15 protein-coding genes are annotated in these 19,019 nt (G+C 61.1%); 8 read left to right on the forward strand and 7 right to left on the reverse strand.

Annotated elements, in window-relative coordinates:
• Positions 1-138: 138 nt before the first annotated feature.
• The 3 genes from QMK52_RS17985 to QMK52_RS17995 form a co-directional block, all read right to left on the reverse strand.
• Complete coding sequence (locus QMK52_RS17985) at positions 139-1,038, reverse strand: hydroxymethylglutaryl-CoA lyase (RefSeq protein ID WP_005789205.1); 900 nt, start codon at positions 1,036-1,038, stop codon at positions 139-141.
• Positions 1,039-1,054: 16 nt separating this feature from the next.
• Positions 1,055-1,447 carry a MerR family transcriptional regulator gene (locus QMK52_RS17990; protein ID WP_005789203.1) on the reverse strand — a complete coding sequence of 131 codons (393 nt, stop codon included), beginning with the start codon at positions 1,445-1,447 and terminating at the stop codon, positions 1,055-1,057.
• Between the two features lie 115 nt (positions 1,448-1,562).
• Positions 1,563-2,498: a LysR family transcriptional regulator gene (locus tag QMK52_RS17995; RefSeq protein WP_032880570.1), complete on the reverse strand. Its 936-nt coding sequence runs from the start codon at positions 2,496-2,498 to the stop codon at positions 1,563-1,565.
• Between the two features lie 150 nt (positions 2,499-2,648).
• Here QMK52_RS17995 and QMK52_RS18000 point away from each other — a divergent pair, with 150 nt between their 5' ends.
• Positions 2,649-3,878, forward strand: a complete 1,230-nt coding sequence (locus QMK52_RS18000; protein ID WP_320403165.1) for an acyl-CoA dehydrogenase — start codon at positions 2,649-2,651, stop codon at positions 3,876-3,878.
• A 119-nt stretch (positions 3,879-3,997) separates the two neighbouring features.
• On the opposite strand, the gene QMK52_RS18005 is transcribed toward QMK52_RS18000, so the two are convergent.
• Positions 3,998-5,329 carry a substrate-binding domain-containing protein gene (locus tag QMK52_RS18005; RefSeq protein WP_005789198.1) on the reverse strand — a complete coding sequence of 444 codons (1,332 nt, stop codon included), beginning with the start codon at positions 5,327-5,329 and terminating at the stop codon, positions 3,998-4,000.
• Between the two features lie 116 nt (positions 5,330-5,445).
• Positions 5,446-6,258: an exodeoxyribonuclease III gene (gene xthA / locus QMK52_RS18010; RefSeq protein WP_005789196.1), complete on the reverse strand. Its 813-nt coding sequence runs from the start codon at positions 6,256-6,258 to the stop codon at positions 5,446-5,448.
• Positions 6,259-6,426: 168 nt separating this feature from the next.
• On the opposite strand from xthA, the gene QMK52_RS18015 reads away from it, so the two are divergent.
• From QMK52_RS18015 to QMK52_RS18045, 7 genes are all read left to right on the forward strand, one after another.
• A complete protein-coding gene (locus QMK52_RS18015; protein ID WP_005789194.1) occupies positions 6,427-7,077 on the forward strand; it encodes a GNAT family N-acetyltransferase in 651 nt (216 codons plus the stop codon).
• A 64-nt stretch (positions 7,078-7,141) separates the two neighbouring features.
• Positions 7,142-8,869, forward strand: a complete 1,728-nt coding sequence (locus QMK52_RS18020; protein WP_005789193.1) for an autotransporter assembly complex protein TamA — start codon at positions 7,142-7,144, stop codon at positions 8,867-8,869.
• Positions 8,869-12,555: a translocation/assembly module TamB domain-containing protein gene (locus QMK52_RS18025; protein WP_320403166.1), complete on the forward strand. Its 3,687-nt coding sequence runs from the start codon at positions 8,869-8,871 to the stop codon at positions 12,553-12,555. Before QMK52_RS18020 ends, QMK52_RS18025 begins: the two co-directional genes overlap by 1 nt.
• Positions 12,556-12,726: 171 nt before the next feature.
• The gene (locus tag QMK52_RS18030; RefSeq protein ID WP_005789189.1) at positions 12,727-13,200 is read left to right on the forward strand and encodes a MarR family winged helix-turn-helix transcriptional regulator; all 474 of its coding nucleotides are present in this window, start codon (positions 12,727-12,729) and stop codon (positions 13,198-13,200) included.
• Complete coding sequence (locus tag QMK52_RS18035; protein WP_005789187.1) at positions 13,197-14,648, forward strand: efflux transporter outer membrane subunit; 1,452 nt, start codon at positions 13,197-13,199, stop codon at positions 14,646-14,648. The genes QMK52_RS18030 and QMK52_RS18035 overlap by 4 nt, the downstream gene beginning before the upstream one ends.
• Before the next feature lie 15 nt (positions 14,649-14,663).
• A complete protein-coding gene (locus QMK52_RS18040; protein ID WP_005789185.1) occupies positions 14,664-15,863 on the forward strand; it encodes an efflux RND transporter periplasmic adaptor subunit in 1,200 nt (399 codons plus the stop codon).
• Positions 15,863-17,392: a DHA2 family efflux MFS transporter permease subunit gene (locus tag QMK52_RS18045; RefSeq protein WP_194438609.1), complete on the forward strand. Its 1,530-nt coding sequence runs from the start codon at positions 15,863-15,865 to the stop codon at positions 17,390-17,392. The genes QMK52_RS18040 and QMK52_RS18045 overlap by 1 nt, the downstream gene beginning before the upstream one ends.
• 133 nt (positions 17,393-17,525) lie before the next feature.
• On the opposite strand, the gene lpxH is transcribed toward QMK52_RS18045, so the two are convergent.
• Positions 17,526-18,275, reverse strand: coding sequence for a UDP-2,3-diacylglucosamine diphosphatase (lpxH, locus tag QMK52_RS18050; protein WP_005789181.1), 750 nt, complete (start codon positions 18,273-18,275; stop codon positions 17,526-17,528).
• Complete coding sequence (locus QMK52_RS18055; RefSeq protein ID WP_005789179.1) at positions 18,272-18,775, reverse strand: peptidylprolyl isomerase; 504 nt, start codon at positions 18,773-18,775, stop codon at positions 18,272-18,274. Before QMK52_RS18055 ends, lpxH begins: the two co-directional genes overlap by 4 nt.
• Positions 18,776-19,019 lie beyond the last annotated feature (244 nt).

The raw sequence follows: 19,019 nt of genomic DNA on the forward strand, positions 1-19,019 counted from the left end.
GTGCCAACTTTTTAAATTCGTTTAAAATCATGTAGTTAGTTTTTATCGGGCAAATAGTTTTGCCCAGCCATGACGAATTCTGTTCCCGCGTTACCCGTTGTGCCGGTGTGCGGTAACACATTGTCACAGCTGTGCTACTCAACTGGCGTTACGCACCTTCGCAACCCGCGACCCGCTAGGTCGACCAAGGACGTGGCTGATCTGCCGGCCTGCGCCAATCAAGCGTTCCAGGTCGATCCCCGTTTCGATCCCCAAACCGTTGAGCAGGTACAACACGTCTTCGGTGGCCACGTTACCGCTGGCGCCCTTGGCGTAAGGGCAGCCGCCGAGGCCCGCGATAGAGCTGTCGAATACATTTATACCTTCCAGCAGGCTGGCATAGATATTGGCGATGGCCTGGCCGTAGGTGTCATGGAAATGCCCGGCCAGCTTGTCCCTTGGCACTTGCGCCCCGACCACCTCGAACAGGCGCCGGGTAGCGCCCGCCGTGCCTGTGCCGATGGTGTCACCCAGGGACACTTCATAGCAGCCCATGGCGTACAGCTCACGGGCGACCGCGGCCACTTGCTCCGGGGCGATATCGCCTTCGTAAGGGCAGCCCAACACGCACGACACATACCCGCGCACGCTGATGCCGTGCTGTTTGGCCGCGGCCATGATCGGCGCGAATCGCTCCAGGCTTTCGCTGATGGAGCAGTTGATATTGCGCTGGGAAAAAGCTTCGGACGCCGCGGCAAACACCGCAACTTCCTTGACCCCGGCCGCCAGCGCATCCTCAAACCCGCGCAGGTTCGGCGCCAGTGCACCGTAGGTCACGCCGGGCTTGCGCTGGATCTGCGCGAATACCTCAGCCGAACCGGCCATCTGCGGCACCCATTTGGGCGAGACAAAACTGCCGACTTCGATATAGCTCAAGCCAGCTTCGCTCAACGCGTCTACCAGCTGGACTTTGTCCGCCACGCTGATGGGCTGGGCTTCGTTCTGCAAACCGTCGCGTGGGCCGACTTCCACCAGGCGCACGTAAGAGGGGAGGGACATGGCAGTTACCTTCTGGTTAATGGCCGGCCTGGCTCATGGTGTGCGCAAGGGCCTGGGTGCAGCGCTCTTCAGCGGTGTCCAGTTCCAGCTTCATTTGTTCGATATCCAGCAGTTGCTGTTCCAACTGTTCGCGGCGTTCGGCGATCTTCGCCAACATGCTGTTGAGCTGGATCTGGTTACCGCCGCTGGGGTCGTAGAGTTCGATCAGTTCGCGGCATTCGGCCAGGGAAAAGCCGATGCGCTTGCCCCGCAGGATCAGCTTGAGGCTGACTTTGTCCCGCGCCGAGTAGATACGCTCCTGGCCCCGACGTTCCGGGGCCAGCAGGCCTTGTTCTTCATAGAAGCGAATGGCGCGGGTGGTGATGTCGAGCTCGCGGGCGAGGTCGGAGATGCTGTAGGTGGTGCTCATGGCGGTGCTCAAGAAAGGCTTGGCGCTAAGCTAATTGCAGGTTGACGTGAACGTCAAGGGGCTCTGCGCGTGCCATCGGGGGCAAGCCCCCTCGCACAATGGGTATTCTTGAACCTTAGGATTGCTGTTTGTCGAGCTTCTTTTCGTGGGCGGTGACTTGCTGGCACAACTCGATCATCTGCTCACGCATCCAGCGGTTTGCCGGGTCCTGGTCGGTGCTTTCATGCCAGTACAGGTGGGTTTCCACCGGGGGTACGTCGTTGACCGGCAGGTTGAACCAGTGCAGTTCATGGCGACGAGCGAAGCGTTCGGGCACGGTCATGACCATGTCGGTCTGCTGCAACACTTGCGAAGCCATCAGGTAGTGCTGCGAGCGCAGGGCGATCTTGCGTTGGATGCCCATTTTGCCCAGCGCCAGGTCCACATGGCCCAAGCCATTGCGACGGCTGGAGATATGGATGTGGGTCAATGACAGGTAGTCATCCAGGCTGAATTTGTCCTTGCCTGCCATGGGGTGACCCTTGCGCATGGCGCACACGTAGCGGTCTTCCATCAATTTGACATGGCGCACCTGCGGGTCGGTGTTGAGCGGCGCATCCACGGCAAAATCCAGGCGCCCGGCGGCCAGTTCCTTGGTGGTCTCACGGCGCTTGGACAGGAAACTCTCGATCACCACGGTCGGCGCCAGGCGGCGCAGGCGCTGGAACAATAGCGGCAGAATCACCGCTTCAGTGAGGTCGGTCATGCTGATGCGGTACGTCTTGGCGGCCTGCTGGGGATTGAAAATCCGGCTTTCCTGCACCGACACCCGCAGCAACGACAGCGCATTGCGCACCGGGCCGATGATGTTCTGCGCCATCGGTGTGGGCACCATACCTTGGGCGGTGCGTACAAACAGCGGGTCGTTGAAGGTTTCGCGCAGACGTGCCAGGGCGTTGGACACCGCTGGCTGGGTGATGCCGACGATCTGCCCGGCGCGGGTCAGGTTGGCTTCGGTATAGATCGCATCAAAGACGATGAAGAGGTTGAGGTCGACCTTGCTCAAATTCATTTCGTTGCGCTCTTATTGTGAGTGTCCATGCGCCGATCATATATCGGTGATGAATGTTAATACACGCCGAGAATAGGCTAGGTAAATTATCAGCGCTGTTCTAGCATCGAATACATGACCTAAACAACCTCTCAAAGAAGGGAGCTGCTCATGGATTTCGCCTATTCGCCCAAGGTTCAGGAACTGCGTGAGCGCGTCACTGCGTTCATGGACGCATACGTCTATCCGGCCGAGCCGGTGTTCGAACGCCAGGTCAGCGAAGGTGATCGCTGGCAGCCCACGGCCATCATGGAAGAACTCAAGGCCAAGGCTAAAGCCGAGGGTTTGTGGAACCTGTTCCTGCCGGAATCCGAGCTGGGCGCTGGGTTGACCAACCTTGAATACGCGCCGCTCGCTGAAATCATGGGGCGTTCGTTATTGGGCCCGGAGCCGTTCAACTGCTCCGCTCCCGACACCGGCAATATGGAAGTGCTGGTGCGCTACGCCAACGAAGAGCAGAAACAACGCTGGCTCGAACCGCTGTTGCGTGGCGAAATCCGCTCGGCCTTCGCCATGACCGAGCCCGATGTTGCCTCCTCGGATGCCACCAACATGGCCGCCCGCGCCGAACGCCAGGGCGATGAGTGGGTGATCAACGGCAAGAAATGGTGGACCTCCGGCGGCTGTGATCCGCGTTGCAAAATCCTGATCTTCATGGGCTTGAGCAACCCGGATGCGCCGCGCCATCAGCAGCACTCGATGATTCTGGTGCCGGTAGACACCCCCGGCGTGAAAATCGTGCGCCCGTTGCCGGTGTTCGGCTACGACGATGCCCCCCATGGCCACGCCGAGGTGCTGTTCGACAACGTGCGCGTGCCGTATGAGAACGTCTTGCTGGGGGAAGGTCGTGGCTTCGAAATCGCCCAGGGGCGCCTTGGCCCGGGCCGTATCCACCACTGCATGCGCTCCATCGGCATGGCTGAGCGTGCCCTGGAATTGATGTGCAAACGCTCGGTCAGCCGCACCGCGTTCGGCAAGCCGCTGGCCCGTTTGGGCGGCAATATCGACAAGATTGCCGACTCACGCATGGAAATCGACATGGCGCGCCTGCTGACCCTGAAAGCGGCGTATATGATGGACACCGTGGGCAATAAAGTGGCGAAAAGCGAAATCGCCCAGATCAAGGTGGTGGCGCCGAATGTGGCCTTGAAGGTGATCGACCGTGCGATCCAGATCCATGGCGGCGCCGGGGTTTCCAATGATTTTCCGCTGGCTTATATGTACGCCATGCAACGTACCCTGCGCCTGGCGGATGGCCCGGACGAAGTGCACCGCGCGGCGATCGGCAAGTTCGAGATTGGCAAGTATGTGCCGCGGGAGATGATGCGCGGCGGGCAGTAGCACCGCGTCGCCTCTATCGGGAGCAAGCCCCCTCCCACATTTGACTGTATTCACAAATCCAAATGTGGGAGGGGGCTTGCTCCCGATAGAGGCCAGATTGAACAACACCAACTCAAGCTTCAGTACACCCAAACCTCCACCCGCCGATTCTTGATCCTACCTTCGTCTGCGGTATTCGCCGCCACCGGCATCTGCGCGCCAAACCCGCGAATATCCTTGAGCACCACGCCGCTCTTGGCCAGCTCGCGGCGCACCGCCATCGCCCGTAACTTCGACAGCAACGCCGCACGTTGCGGATCGTTCTTGGTATCGCCAAAGCCCACCAGCGTGACCTGCTTGTTCAGCTTGCCGTGGCTTTTGATATAGGCCACCACCCGCTGCAAATCCTGGCGTGCCTTGTTGTCGAGGCTGGCGCTACCCTCTTCGAAGCGAAAATTTACCGTCAGGCGCTGAGCGTCGCGGGCGATGGCCTGGTAGTCGTCAGGCATTGACGGGCGAGGTGTCACGCCGATCGCCTGCACCTGCTGGGCGATAAACCCATTGGCCGCTACAATCGCCTGGCCTTTACTGGATTGGGTAAAGTCCACCAACGCCTTGGCCCACGGATTGCGGGAGGAGGGCGGCAGATAAAAGAACAGCCGTCGCGACAGCGGGTAATCTTCGGTGGCGATGAGGCTGGTCAGCGGCAACATCGGTTGCGAGTCACCATCGGCAATCGCCACTGCTTTGGCCTGACGCACATAGGGCAGGCCGATAAAGCCGATACCCTGGGGATCCTGGCTGACGGCATCGGACAGCTGTTCGCTGGATTCGAAACGTTTGGCTGACGGCGCGAGCGGCTGCTGACGTCGGCTCAACACCAGTTCCCTGAAGGTGTCGTAGGTGCCGGACTGATCATCACGGGCATATAAATGAATGGCACCGCCACTCCCGCCCAATGCCTCCCAGGTGCTGACTTCGCCGTTGAAGATCTGGGCCAACTGCTCGGTGTCAAGAGTATTGAGTGGGTTGCGTGGGTTAACAATGATCGCCAGGCCATCAATGGCGATGACCTGTTCGGCATCGGGGCTTTTCAGGTCACCCAGAGGTTCAAGGTCCACCAGTTCGCCGTCCTTGATCGGGCGGGACGCGGCGGCGAGGTCAGCGCGGGTATTTTTCAGCGCGGCAAAGCCGGTGCTGGAACCGTGGGCCGCGACTTCGATGGTCACCGTCTTGCCTTGGCGCGTCGTGCCGACCACGCTCTGTTCGTTTGCCCCGGCGCCCGGTTCGCTGCGTACATCCCGTAAGCCTTGATGCTCCATCAAACCCATGACCAACGCCGGGCCGAGTGCCGCGCCGATGGTGTTGGAGCCCTGGATGCGCAGGGCAGGACCTTGGCCGGGAATGGGAAGAGGGGCTGCCACGGCAGGGAGGGTGATCGCAATACACAGGAACAGAACGCGCAGCATCATGCCGGCACCTTCTCAAGCCAAAGGAAGTGCCGCGAGATTAAGTCAGTTGGGTTGCAGCAATGTGACTGATGCGTCGCACCGCCCCTCCCACATTTAGATCTTCACCAGGCTTGCTATCAGCTCAGTTCCAACCAGATCGGTGCATGGTCCGACGGCTTCTCCAAGCCACGCAAATCGTAATCCACCCCGGCATCCTTGACCCGTGGCACCAGCCCGGTGGACGCCATGATCACGTCAATGCGCAGCCCGCGCTTGGGCTCATCCTCAAACCCACGGCTGCGATAGTCGAACCAGCTGAAACGGTCGTTCACGTCCGGGTTGAGGTGGCGGAAGCTGTCCACCAGGCCCCAGTTCTTCAGGCGCTCCATCCACTCGCGCTCTTCCGGCAGGAAGCTGCACTTGCCGGTTTTCAACCAGCGCTTGGCGTTATCGGCGCCGATACCGATGTCGCAGTCTTGCGGGGAAATGTTCACGTCGCCCATCACCACCAGCGCCTGGTCATTGCTGAACTGGCTTTCCAGCAGGTGCTGCAAGTCTTCATAGAAGCGCTGCTTGGCCGGGAACTTGGTGGGGTGGTCGCGGCTTTCGCCCTGGGGGAAGTAGCCGTTCATGATGGTCACCGGGTGACCGTTTTCATCGGCGAAGGTGCCCCAGATAAAACGACGCTGGGCGTCTTCTTCATCGCTGGCAAAACCTTTGTGCAGGCTCAAGGCCGGCTGGCGCGAGAGCAGGGCCACGCCGTAATGGCCTTTCTGCCCGTGGTAGTACACGTGATAACCCAAAGCCTGCACTTCGGCCAGCGGGAACTGATCATCGTGAACCTTGGTTTCCTGCAGGCCGATCACGTCAGGTTGATGCTTTTCAATCAGCGCCGCCAGCTGATGAGGGCGAGCACGCAGCCCGTTGATATTGAAGGAGACGATTTTCATGGTCGGCAGTCCAGTCTGGCAAAAGGGCGATGCTAGCCGACAAGTCGGACGGGGGCCAGCGTGGCGGTAGGGTGAATGCGCTGCTAATGTCTGGGAACGACTGGAGCTGCGCAGGTTCGTACCCATAAGAACGCCATGTTTGAGTGGCGCCCAGGGAGATTGACTGTTATGCCAGACACTTCGACGGCCACTGCCGAAATCCGCCTGCTCAATAGCGGTTATTCCCGTGAAGCGCGATCCCTGCTTTACCAGGCGTATCGCCATGAACCGACCTTCGCCTATATCTTCGAAGCCGAACGGCCGGGTTACGAGCAGCGGGTGCGCGCCACCGTGCGCGAATTGGTCAAGCAGCACTTTTTTCAGAAACTTCCCGCCATCGGCCTGTTCGTCAACGACCGGCTGATCGGTATCGCCCTGATCGCGCCGCCGCAACGACGCCTGGGCATCACCGAGAGCTGGGCCTGGCAGATCCGCATGTGGCTGAGCACCGGCGTGCGCGGTACGCGACGCTACCTGGAATATCATCAGGCCGTACTGGCGTGCCTGCCCAGCGAGGCTGTGCATGTGCTGCCGCTGCTGGGCATTCACCCGCAGTTCCAGGGCCAGCATCATGGTGAGCAACTGCTTGAAGCAGTACACAATTGGTGCGCCGACGATCCGCATTCCTCAGGCGTGGTGCTCGACACCGGCAACTCCCGTTACCTGGATTTCTACAAGCGCCAAGGCTATGAGGAGATCGGTGAAGTCGCCGTAGGGCCGGTGCTGGAACATGTGTTTTTCCATCCCAATCCCCAGGCGTTACATCCTGCAACGTCTTAGGACAGAATTATTCAGACAAATCCGAGTTCAAAGTCCCTCCCTAGCTCGTGTAGCATCCGCGCCTATGAAGTATCCAGGAAGATTTACCAGCGGCTTGATTCTGCTGTTCACAAGCTGCGGCGCATTGGCGCAAAGTGAACTGGACGTGCGGATCAAACCCTCAAACGACGCGCTGAAAGCCAACATCGAAGGCTATATCGGCGGGGTCGGCGATCGTGACGAAGAAGCCTTGCTGCGGTTCAGCCGTGGCGCCGAGGAGCAGGCGCGCAAAGCCGCGCAGGCACTGGGCTTCTATCAGCCACAAATCGCCAGCGAGGTGAAGGGCGGCAAGAACCCGCGCCTGACCCTCACCATCGACCCCGGCGAACCGGTACATTTGCGCGACGTGACTATTCGGGTCGATGGCCAGGCCGCGAGCCTCAAGGCCTTTCGCGTACCCGCCAGCGACGACCTCAAGCCCGGTGCCGTGCTCAATCACGGTCATTACGAAGACGCCAAGCGCCTGATCCAGAACCAGGCGTCACGCTACGGCTTTTTCAGCGGGCGCTTCACTAGCCAGAAGCTCGCGGTTGACCCTCAAGCGGGTGTGGCCGACATCGAACTCATTTACGACAGCGGCCCGCGCTACAGCATGGGCAAGGTCAGCTTCAGCGGCGACACGCCGTTTGATGAAGAACTGTTGCAACGCATGGTGCCCTTTGACAGTGGCACGCCGTACGACTCCGAGCTGGTCGCCGAACTCAACCAGAACCTGCAAGCTAGCGGCTTCTTCGAAGGCGTGCGCGTAGACGCCAGCCCCACCGCCGCGACCAACGACGTAATCCCCGTCGCCGTGCAATTGGAAACCCGCAAGCCCCGCACCATGGGCCTCGGCCTGGGTTACTCCACCGACGTCGGCCCACGGGGCAAAGCCAACTGGACGCGGCATTGGGTCAACCCCCAGGGCCACAGTTACGGTTGGGAAGCCGAATTGTCGGCGCCGCGGCAGAACGTCGGCCTGTGGTATGACATACCGCTGGACCCGCCGCTTACCGACAAATTGCGCTTTGCCGGTGGCTATCAGAATGAAGAGATCGCCAACACCGACACCTTGAGCAAGCTGCTTACCGTCGGTCCTGAATGGCACAGCAAGTTGCCCAGCGGCTGGACGCGGGTGATTTCCCTCAAGTACCAGCGTGAGGAATACCGCCTGGGCAATGACTCGGGGCTGAGTAACCTGTTGATGCCGGGGGTCAGTTATTCCTACCTGCGCAGCGACAACCGTATCGACCCGCACCATGGCTATCGCCTGATGTTCGACACCAAGGTCGCCAAAGAGGGCCTGGGGTCTGACACCAACCTGCTTTACGGCACGGCCACGATCAAGGGCCTGACCACCTTGTGGGACAACCACCGTTTTCTGGGGCGCGCACAATTTGGCGGCAGTGCCACCAACGGCTACAAATCCGTGCCGCCGTCGTTGCGCTTCTTTGCTGGTGGCGACCAGAGCGTGCGCGGCTACGAGTACCAGACCCTGTCGCCCGAGAACGATCGTGGCGACCGTATCGGTGGTCGCTACATGGTGGCCTTGAGTGCCGAGTATCAATACTCCATCACCGATAAATGGCGGATCGCGACCTTCATCGACCAGGGTAACTCGTTCAACAACCTGGACCTGCCGAGCCTGAAAACCGGCGTCGGCGTCGGCGTGCGCTGGGTTTCGCCGGTGGGGCCGATCCGCCTCGACCTGGCCCATGCCCTCGAAGATCCGGGCGGCGTTCGCTTGCACTTTTCCATGGGGCCTGAGCTGTGATGCGTGGTTTTAAGATAGCGGGGCTGGTGCTGGTCGCCATCCTCGTGTTGCTGTTGTTGGCGCTGTGGTCAGTGCTTGGCACCCAGGCGGGCAGTCGCTGGGCCTTGGGCCAGGTGCCAGGTTTGAGCGTGGAGAATTTCCAGGGCCGCCTGGGCGGGCAGTGGAGTGCCGGTCATCTGCTGTGGCGGCAGGACGGCAGCCGCGTCGAGCTGAATGCGCCGACGTTTGACTGGTCGCCCGGCTGTCTGTTGCGCATGACCCTGTGTATCAACCGACTGGACGTGGAACAGGTCAGCCTGGAATTTGCCCCCAGTGCCGAAGAGAGCAGCAGCGGGCCGATTCAACTCCCCGACCTGAAACTGCCGGTTGCCATCCAACTGGGCGACGTTCGCATCGGTAGCCTGCTGTTCAACGGCAGCGAAGAACTCAAGGGCCTGCAACTGGCGGCGCACTGGACCACCGCTGGCATGCAGATTGACTCGGTACATTTGCAGCGCGATGACCTGGTGCTCGACCTTGCCGGCCTGCTGCAACCTACCGGCGATTGGCCGCTGAATGCCACCGGCAACCTGAGCCTGCCCTACGCCCCAGGCGGTGCACCCTGGAGCGTCGCGCTCAAGCTCGACGGCGACCTGCTCAAGACCCTCAATCTCGACGCCGACAGCAGCGGCTACCTGCCGGCCAAGCTCAAAGGCGAGCTGCAACCCCTGGCCGAAAATCTGCCGGCGCAGTTGCACATCACCTCCGAGGCGTTCAAGCCCAGCGCCGACCTGCCTGACACCTTGCAACTCAACCAGTTGGACTTGAGCGCCAAGGGCAACCTGAAAGATGGCTACCAGTTGCTGGGCAAGGCCGTGCTGCCAGCGGAAAAAGGCCCGGTGGATTTACTCCTGCAAGGCAAGGTCGATGCCAAGGGCGCGCAGATTGCCGGCCTGGACCTGAATGCCGGTGACCAGCAAAGCCTCAAGCTCAGTGCCAACCTGGATTGGCAACAAGGCTTCAGTGCTGACGCCAAAATCGACTGGCTGGACTTCCCCTGGCATCGCCTCTATCCCGTCATCGACGAGCCACAAGTGGCATTGCGTACCTTCAATGGTGAAATCTCCTATAAGGACGGCAATTACCTGGGCAATCTCAAGGCCGACCTTGATGGCCCGGCGGGTAAGTTCAATGTGGTCACCCCCTTCAGTGGCGACCTCAAGCAGGTCTTCCTGCCCGAGTTGAAACTGACGGCCGGTCAGGGCAAGGCCGAAGGCCACCTGAACCTGCAATTTGCCGACGGTATTGCCTGGGACACCGCGCTGGACCTGTCGGCGTTGAACCCGGCGTACTGGGTGGCCGAGTTACCCGGCACCCTGGCCGGACCGCTGCGCAGCAAAGGCGAGTTCAAAAATGAACAACTCAAGCTCAACGCCGACCTTGACCTCAAGGGCCGCCTGCGCGGGCAAACCGCTGTGCTGGTGGCCAAGGCCGAAGGTGCAGGCGAACAATGGACCCTCGCCAACCTGGACATCCGCCTGGGTGACAACCGCATCAACGGCAGTGGCAGCCTGCAACAACGCCTGGCCGGGCAGATCGACATCAAGCTGACGCGCCTGGCCCAGCTCTGGCCGCAACTGCGCGGGCAAATCAATGGGCGTGTCGATGTGGCCGGCACCTTGAAGGCGCCGCAAGGCAAACTCGACCTCAAGGGCCAGCAACTCGCATTTGCCGACAATCGCCTGCAAGCCCTCAACCTCGACGCCAGCCTCGATAGCGCCCAACGCGCCAAGCTCGACCTCAAGGCCAGCGGCATCTACGCCGGCGAAACCCAGGTCGGCAACCTGACCGCCAGCGCCCAGGGCGATATCAAGAACCAAAAGGTCCAACTGGACCTGGCCGGCCCCCTGGTCAAACTGGCCCTGGCATTGGATGGCAACCTCGATAAAAACAACTGGCGCGGGCGCCTGGCCAGCGGTGATGTACAAGCCGGCGGCCAGGACTGGCGGCTGCAAGCCCCGGCGAAAATCGAGCGCCTGGCCGATGGCAAGCTGACCTTCGGTGCGCACTGCTGGGTTTCCGGGCCCGCCAGCCTGTGCGGCGAAGACCAGCGCCTGATGCCCGAACCGAAGCTGCGTTACCACCTCAAGCAATTCCCCATCGACAGCCTTGCGGCCTTTTTGCCCAAAGACTTCGCCTGGCAGGGCAAGCTCAATGCTGACGTACAGCTCGATTTGCCGGAAAGCGGGCCCAAGGGCGTAGTGGCGGTAGATGCCAGCGGCGGCACCTTGCGCGTGCGCGACAAGGGCCAGTGGCTGGATTTCCCCTACGACACCCTGAAGCTGGAAACCACCCTCAACCCCAAGCGTATCGACACCCAGCTGAATTTCCGTGGCGGCAAGCTTGGCGAGTTGTTGTTGCAGGCGCAGATAAATCCGCTGCCGAACAACAAGCCGATCACCGGCAATTTCAGCCTCACGGGCCTGGACCTCGCCGTGGCGCGGCCGTTTGTGCCGATGGTGGAAAAACTCACCGGCAAGCTCAACGGCAGCGGGCGTATCTCCGGCGGTTTGCTAGCGCCTCTGGTCAACGGCAACCTGAACTTGGTGGACGGTGAAGTCTCCGGACCCGAGTTGCCCATCAGTCTTGAGGGCTTGAACCTGCGGGCGCAGATCGCCGGTGAAAGCGTGCAGCTCAACGGTGGCTGGCGCAGCGGCAAGGCCGGGCAGGGCAGCCTCACGGGCCAGATCGACTGGGGCCGGGCCCTGGTGGTCGACCTCAGCCTCAAGGGCTCGCAACTGCCGGTCACCGTAGAACCCTACGCCAAGCTGGAAGTGGCGCCCGACCTGAAGATCAGCCTCAAGGACGACAAACTGGCGATTGCCGGCAAGGTTCACATTCCCCGTGGTGATATCACCGTGCGCGAGCTGCCGCCTTCGACGGTCAAGGTCTCTGACGACACGGTGATCATCGGCAGCCAGACCGAAGAGGGCAAAGCGCCGATGGCGATGGCCATGGATATCGACGTGGAGGTGGGCGAAGACCAGCTCAACTTCGCCGGCTTCGGCCTGACCGCCAAGGTCCAGGGCCATGTGCATATCGGCGACAACATGGATACTCGTGGCGAGCTGTGGCTCAACGACGGCCGTTACCGTGCCTACGGCCAGCGCCTCAACGTGCGCCGCGCACGGCTGTTGTTTGCCGGGCCGCTGGATCAACCGTTTCTGGATATCGAAGCCGTGCGCGTAGTGGTCGAATCGTCACGCACCGTGACTGCCGGTATTCGCCTGAGCGGCAGCGCCGAGCAGCCGGCCACGCAGATTTTCTCCGAGCCGGCCATGGCTCAAGAGGATGCGCTGTCGTATCTGGTGTTGGGCCGTTCGCGCACCAACACCGGCGAAGACAACAACATGCTCGCCGAAGCCGCTCTCGGCCTGGGCTTGATGGGCAGTGCCGGCGTGACCTCGGATATCGCCAACAAGCTGGGTATCCAGGACTTCGACCTCGACACCCAGGGCACCGGTAACAGCACCGCCGTGGTAGCCAGCGGCAAGATCAACGAGAAACTCAGCCTGCGTTATGGGGTCGGGGTGTTTGAACCGGCTAACACCATTGCGCTGCGCTACTTGTTGAGCAAGAAGGTGTACCTGGAAGTCGCTACGGGCGTAGCCAGTTCTCTGGATATCTTCTACAAGCGCGATTTCTGATCGGTACGCGGTAAAAAATGTGGGAGGGGGCTTGCTCCCACATTGGTTTTCATTTCACTCCAGCCTTCGGTCAACTACCAAGCAACCTAATTATTCCATTTGACATTCGCTGCCTAAGCAGTAATATCTCGTCACACATTCACTGCCTAGGCAGTAATAAGGTGACTTTCGATGCCTCACTTCACCCCTGACAACTTCCACAACTGCCATCTCGGCCTGTTGCTGGGCCGCGCCGCGATCCTCAAGGACCGCATCATCGACACCCATATGGAACCCCACGGCATCACCGCCGCGCAGTTCAAGGTGTTGATCATCATGGCCCAGTTCGGTGTAGACACCCCGGCCGAGCTGTGCCGCAACCTGTCACTCGATAGCGGTTCGATGACGCGGATGCTCGACCGGCTGGAGCAAAAAGACCTGCTCAGCCGCAAGCGCTCCGAGCTGGACCGACGCCAGGTGCAGCTGGTGCTGACTGCCGAGGGCCAGCGCCTGGCGGACATGCTCCCGCACATCGGCGCCCAGGCCCTCAACCAACTGGCCGGCGCGCTTGAACCGGGCGAGTTGGAAACCCTGGAGCGGATCCTGAAGAAGATACTGATCGCTGCGGGTGACCCCATCACGATCCAGCGGGTAGGTAGATCATGAACACACGCGCATTCAGCCTGGTGCTGGCGGCGATGACGTTGGCCGGTTGCGCCAACTACAGCGGCCTCGACACCCAGGGTCAGCGACTGGACGCCAACACCCTGCAAACCGGCAAATCCCTCAGCGGCGTGACGCTGTCGAGCGCCGCCTGGCCGGCCGCCGACTGGTGGAAAAGCCTGGGCGACCCACAGCTTGACGGCCTGATCCAGGAAGCCCTGCAAAACAGCCCCGACATGCAAGTCGCCGACGCCCGTGCCCACCAGGCCGAAGCCGCCGCCTATGCCGCCAACGCCGCGCGTATGCCGACCGTGGATGCCAGCGCCGGTGTAAGCCGCTCGCGCTTGGCCAAGGACCAGGACCCACGTGGCCAGGGCGATGCCTATTCGACGGTGCGCAACATCGGCGCCAGCTTCAACTACAACTTTGACTTGTGGGGCGGCCAGCGCGCCGCCTGGGAAGCCGCGTTGGGCCAGGCCCGCGCCGCCGAAGTCGACCAGCAGGCCGCGCGCCTGACCCTGGCGGCCAACGTGGCCAAAGCCTACAGCGACCTGGGCCAGGCGCATATCGTGCGTGACCTGGCCGTCGATGACCTCAAGCGCACCCGCCAGATGCTCGACCTGAGCAAGCGCCGCCTGAGTTCCGGCATCGACAGCGAATACCAGTACCAGCAGACCGAGAGCCTGGAAGCCAGCTCCCAGTCGCAACTGATCGACGCGGAAAAACAACTGCAAAGCGCCAAGATCGCCCTCGCCGTATTGCTCGGCAAAGGCCCGGACCGTGGCGACGAGTTGGCGCGCCCGACGGTGCTCAAACCCAGCGCTATCGCCGTGCCTTCGGTATTGCCCGCCGAGCTGCTCGGCCGTCGTCCCGACCTGGTGGCCGCACGCTGGCGAGTGGAGGCGGCGAGCAAGAACATCGACGCGAGCAAAACCCGCTTCTACCCCAACCTCAACCTGAGCGCGAGCGCAGGCGCCGAGTCGTTGCTGGGCGATGCGATGTTCGGTTCGGCCAGCCGCTTCTTCAATATTGCGCCGACGATTTCGCTGCCGATTTTTGATGGTGGCCGCCTGCGCGCCGACCTTGACGCCCGCGACGCCGACTACGACCTGGCCGTGGCCCAGTACAACAAAACGCTGGTGCAAGCCCTGGGTGATATCGGCAACAGCCTTTCGCAGCTGCGCGACACCGGCCGCCAGATCCAGGCCCAGCAACATGCCGCCGACATTGCCCAGCAGTCCTACGACACCGGGGTGCAACGCTACAGCTCAGGCATCGGAAACTACCTGGATGTGCTCAGTATCGAGCAGCAACTGCTGCAGGCCCAGCGTCAGCTGGCGACCCTGAAGGCGGCGCAGATCGATCTGTCGATTCAACTGATGCAGGCCCTGGGTGGCGGATACAACGCCAGCAACGTGGCCGCGACCACCCCCGCCACACGCACGGAATAATTTGAGGTATTTGTCATGGCCACTGCCGACAGCAACAACGCAACTGAACAACCTAAAGACAACAACCCACGCAAACGCAAAGTCATGCTCATCGGCCTGGCGCTGATCGTCATCCTCGGTGTGGTCGGCGTGTGGGCCTGGTATGAGTTCTACGGGCGCTTCAATGAGAGCACCGACGATGCCTACGTGAACGGCAACGTGGTGGAAATCACCCCACTGGTCACCGGCACCGTGGTCAGCATCGGCGCCGACGATGGCGACCTGGTGCATGAAGGCCAGGTGCTGATCAATTTCGACCCCAACGATGCTGCCGTCGGCCTGCAAAGTGCCCAGGCCAACCTGGCTCGCACTGTGCGCCAGGTGCGCGGGTTGTACAGCAATGTCGACGGCATGAAAGCCCAGGTCAATGCGCAGAAGGCCGATGTGCAAACGGCTCAGGACAACTACAACCGGCGTAAGACCCTGGCCCAGGGCGGCGCGATCTCCCAGGAAGAACTGTCCCACGCTCGCGACAGCCTGACCGCCGCCAGGAACGCCTTGACCAACCTTGAGCAACAACTCAAAACCACCAATGCCCTGGTGGATGACACGGTGATTTCGTCCCACCCCGACGTGCAAGCCGCCGCTGCACAACTGCGTCAGGCCTACCTGACCAATGCGCGCAGCACCCTGATTGCGCCGGTCACCGGCTATGTAGCCAAGCGCACCGTACAACTGGGCCAGCGTGTTCAACCGGGCACCGCGCTGATGGCGGTGATCCCGCTGGACCAGCTGTGGATCGACGCCAACTTCAAGGAAACCCAACTGCGGGATATGCGCATCGGCCAGCCGGTGGATATCGAGTCGGACATCTACGGCAGCGACGTGAAGTACAGCGGCACCGTCGACAGCCTCGGCGCCGGCACCGGCAGCGCGTTCGCTTTGCTACCGGCACAGAACGCCACCGGCAACTGGATCAAGATCGTGCAGCGGGTACCGGTGCGCATCCATATCAACGCCGAAGAGCTGGCCAAGCACCCGCTGCGGGTGGGGTTGAGTACCGTGGTCAACGTAGACCTGCACGACCAGAGCGGCCCGGTGCTGGCGCAACAGGCGCCGCAAAAAGCCTCGTTCACCACCAACGTGTATGACCGTCAATTGGCCGAAGCGGATGCCATGATCAATCAGTTGATTCATGACAACAGCGTCGCCGCTCCCAAGGCTGCGCAACGCTGATGAGCAATAACGCCTCGTTCACGCCACCCAGCCTGTTGATGGCCACTATTGGCCTGTCGCTGGCGACCTTTATGCAGGTGCTCGACACCACCATCGCCAACGTGGCCTTGCCGACCATTTCCGGCAACCTGGGCGTGAGTTCGGAGCAGGGCACCTGGGTGATCACTTCGTTTGCCGTAAGCAACGCCATCGCGTTGCCGCTCACCGGCTGGTTGAGCCGGCGCTTTGGCGAGGTGAAGCTGTTTCTGTGGGCGACCATCCTGTTTGTGCTGGCCTCGTTCCTGTGCGGGATTTCCACCTCGATGCCCGAGTTGATCGGCTTTCGCGTGCTGCAAGGTTTGGTCGCCGGGCCGTTGTACCCAATGACCCAGACGCTGTTGATCGCGGTCTACCCACCGGCCAGGCGCGGCATGGCCCTGGCGTTATTGGCGATGGTCACGGTGGTGGCACCGATTGCAGGCCCTATCCTCGGCGGCTGGATTACTGACAGCTACAGCTGGCCGTGGATCTTTTTCATCAACGTGCCCATCGGTATCTTCGCGGTGATGGTGGTGCGCTCGCAGTTGAAGAAACGCCCGGTGGTCACCAGCTACCAGCCTATGGATTACGTCGGGTTGTTGAGCCTGATCGTCGGGGTCGGTGCCTTGCAGATCATCCTCGACAAGGGCAATGACCTGGACTGGTTCGAATCCAACTTCATCATCATCGGTGCGGCCATTTCGGTGATCGCCCTGGCGGTGTTCATCATTTGGGAGATGACCGACAAGCACCCGGTGGTCAACCTGCGGCTGTTCGCATACCGTAATTTCCGTATCGGCACCATCGTGTTGATCCTGGGGTATGCGGGCTTTTTCGGCATCAACCTGATCCTGCCGCAGTGGCTGCAAACCCAGATGGGCTATACCGCCACCTGGGCCGGGCTGGCGGTGGCGCCCATCGGCATTTTGCCGGTGCTGATGTCGCCATTCGTGGGCAAGTACGCGCACAAGTTCGACCTGCGCTTGCTGGCAGGCCTGGCGTTCCTGGCGATTGGCCTGAGCTGCTTTATGCGCGCCGGTTTCACCAACGAAGTGGACTTTACCCATATCGCCATGGTGCAGCTGTTCATGGGCATCGGCGTGGCGCTGTTCTTCATGCCGACCTTGAGCATCCTGATGTCCGACCTGCCGCCGCACCAGATTGCCGACGGCGCGGGGCTGGCGACCTTTCTACGTACCCTGGGCGGCAGCTTCGCGGCCTCGCTGACCACCTGGATCTGGATTCGCCGGGCGGATCAGCACCATGCCTACATGAGCGAGAACATGACCACCTACGACTCGGCCACCCGGGATGCGTTGCAGGCGCTGGGCGGGGCAGGGCAGAAGGCGTACACACAGCTGGACCAGATTCTCACCAGCCAGGCGTACATGATGTCCACCGTGGATTACTTCACGTTGCTGGGGTGGATGTTCATGGGCTTGATGTTGCTGGTGTGGCTGGCCAAGCCACCGTTCACGGCAAAGGCAGGGCCGGCGGCTGCGGGGCACTGATCATAAGGTCAGCGCGGTCCCTGTGGGAGCTGGCTTGCCTGCGATGCCGACACCTCGGTGTATCAGATGCACCGAGGTGATGCTATCGCAGGCAAGCCAGCTCCCACAGGTTGATCGGTGTTGTGTCAGAGGTTTAGGCGCCAGGCAACGCCAACTGCGGGTTGACGAAATCAAACGCCGCCAGTTGAAAGCCTTGCTCATCCACCTGCAGCGCCCACCCTTGCTTGTCCCAGTCCCCCAGCACAATGCGCTTGGCCGCCTGGTCGCCGATCTGCAACTTATGGATCGCAGGGCGGTGCGTATGGCCGTGGACCAGGGTGCGCACGCCGAACTGCTGCATTACTCGCGGCACTTCTTCAGGCGTGACATCGACAATGTCGTTGGCCTTCATGCGCACTTGAGCAGAGCTTTCGTTGCGTAGTTTGCGCGCCAGTTTGTGGCGCGTGCCCAGGGGCAGGTGGCGCAGGATAAACAACACAATCGGGTTACGCAGGATGCGCCGCAGCTTCATATAGCCAAGGTCGCGGGTGCAGAGGCTGTCGCCGTGCATCAGCAGCACAGGCTCGCCATACAATTGCACGACACTCGGGTCCTTGAGCAAGGTAGCGCCTGCCGCTTTGCAGAACGCCTTGCCGATCAGGAAATCGCGGTTGCCATGCATGATGAAAATCGGGGTGCCGCTGTCGCTCAGTTCACGCAACGCCGCACAGATGGAACGCTGGAAGGCAGTCATGCCATCGTCGCCAATCCAGGCTTCGAAGAAGTCCCCCAGAATGTACAACGCCTGGGCGCCACGGGCGCGGCCGTGGAGCAGATCCAGAAACGCCCGGGTAATGTCCGGGCGCTCCTCTTCCAGATGCAAATCTGAAATCAGTAATATCACCCAACGATCTCGGCTTTCTCGACGATCACGTCTTCGGCTGGAACGTCCTGGTGACCGGCCTTGGAGGTGGTGGACACGCCTTTGATCTTGTCGACAACGTCCTGGCCTTCGGTGACTTTACCGAACACCGCGTAGCCCCAACCCTGCACGTTCTTGCCGCTGTGGTTGAGGAAGGCGTTGTCGGCGACGTTGATGAAGAACTGCGCGGAGGCCGAATGCGGCTCCATGGTACGGGCCATGGCGACGGTGTACTTGTCGTTGGAAAGGCCGTTGTCCGCTTCGTTCTGGATGCTTGGACGCTTGTCTTTCTTCTCTTTCATGCCAGGCTCGAAACCGCCGCCCTGGATCATGAAGTTGCCGATGACACGGTGGAAAACGGTGTTTTCGTAGTGGCCGGCTTTCACGTATTCGATGAAGTTGGCGACGGTGATCGGCGCCTTGTCGGCGTTCAGCTCGATGACGATGTCACCGTGGTTGGTGGTCAGTTTGACTTGAGTCATGTTCACTACTCTTTTCAGGGAATTCGTGGGTTTGGGCGCCTGGGAGCCACGACCGGTTTGGCGAAGCTTGGGCCAAGACGCGCAGTTTAGCGTGCCTTGCAGGAATTTCGAGGTGGTTTTTTACCGCGCCTGTCATTAAAGCAGCAATTAAAGCAGCAGTTTTCGACCGCGCTCTGTCAGGTGGTTGACAGCTTCGGCTATGATAAGCCCTTTGTTTTATCTGGCCTGACCCGGCCACGAACCT

It is taken from the genome of Pseudomonas sp. P9_2, assembly GCF_034008255.1.
GTDB classification, from domain to species: Bacteria; Pseudomonadota; Gammaproteobacteria; order Pseudomonadales; family Pseudomonadaceae; genus Aquipseudomonas; species Aquipseudomonas synxantha_A.

Coding starts and splice junctions, on each gene's coding strand:
- QMK52_RS18025 (WP_320403166.1), top strand. CDS start 8,869: ATGCGTGGTTTTAAGATAGCGGGGCTGGTGCTGGTCGCCATCCTCGTG.
- QMK52_RS18055 (WP_005789179.1), bottom strand. CDS start 18,775: ATGACTCAAGTCAAACTGACCACCAACCACGGTGACATCGTCATCGAG.
- QMK52_RS18045 (WP_194438609.1), top strand. CDS start 15,863: ATGAGCAATAACGCCTCGTTCACGCCACCCAGCCTGTTGATGGCCACT.
- QMK52_RS17995 (WP_032880570.1), bottom strand. CDS start 2,498: ATGAATTTGAGCAAGGTCGACCTCAACCTCTTCATCGTCTTTGATGCG.
- xthA (WP_005789196.1), bottom strand. CDS start 6,258: ATGAAAATCGTCTCCTTCAATATCAACGGGCTGCGTGCTCGCCCTCAT.
- QMK52_RS18000 (WP_320403165.1), top strand. CDS start 2,649: ATGGATTTCGCCTATTCGCCCAAGGTTCAGGAACTGCGTGAGCGCGTC.
- QMK52_RS18040 (WP_005789185.1), top strand. CDS start 14,664: ATGGCCACTGCCGACAGCAACAACGCAACTGAACAACCTAAAGACAAC.
- QMK52_RS17985 (WP_005789205.1), bottom strand. CDS start 1,038: ATGTCCCTCCCCTCTTACGTGCGCCTGGTGGAAGTCGGCCCACGCGAC.
- QMK52_RS18035 (WP_005789187.1), top strand. CDS start 13,197: ATGAACACACGCGCATTCAGCCTGGTGCTGGCGGCGATGACGTTGGCC.
- QMK52_RS18020 (WP_005789193.1), top strand. CDS start 7,142: ATGAAGTATCCAGGAAGATTTACCAGCGGCTTGATTCTGCTGTTCACA.
- QMK52_RS18005 (WP_005789198.1), bottom strand. CDS start 5,329: ATGATGCTGCGCGTTCTGTTCCTGTGTATTGCGATCACCCTCCCTGCC.
- QMK52_RS18015 (WP_005789194.1), top strand. CDS start 6,427: ATGCCAGACACTTCGACGGCCACTGCCGAAATCCGCCTGCTCAATAGC.
- QMK52_RS18030 (WP_005789189.1), top strand. CDS start 12,727: ATGCCTCACTTCACCCCTGACAACTTCCACAACTGCCATCTCGGCCTG.
- QMK52_RS17990 (WP_005789203.1), bottom strand. CDS start 1,447: ATGAGCACCACCTACAGCATCTCCGACCTCGCCCGCGAGCTCGACATC.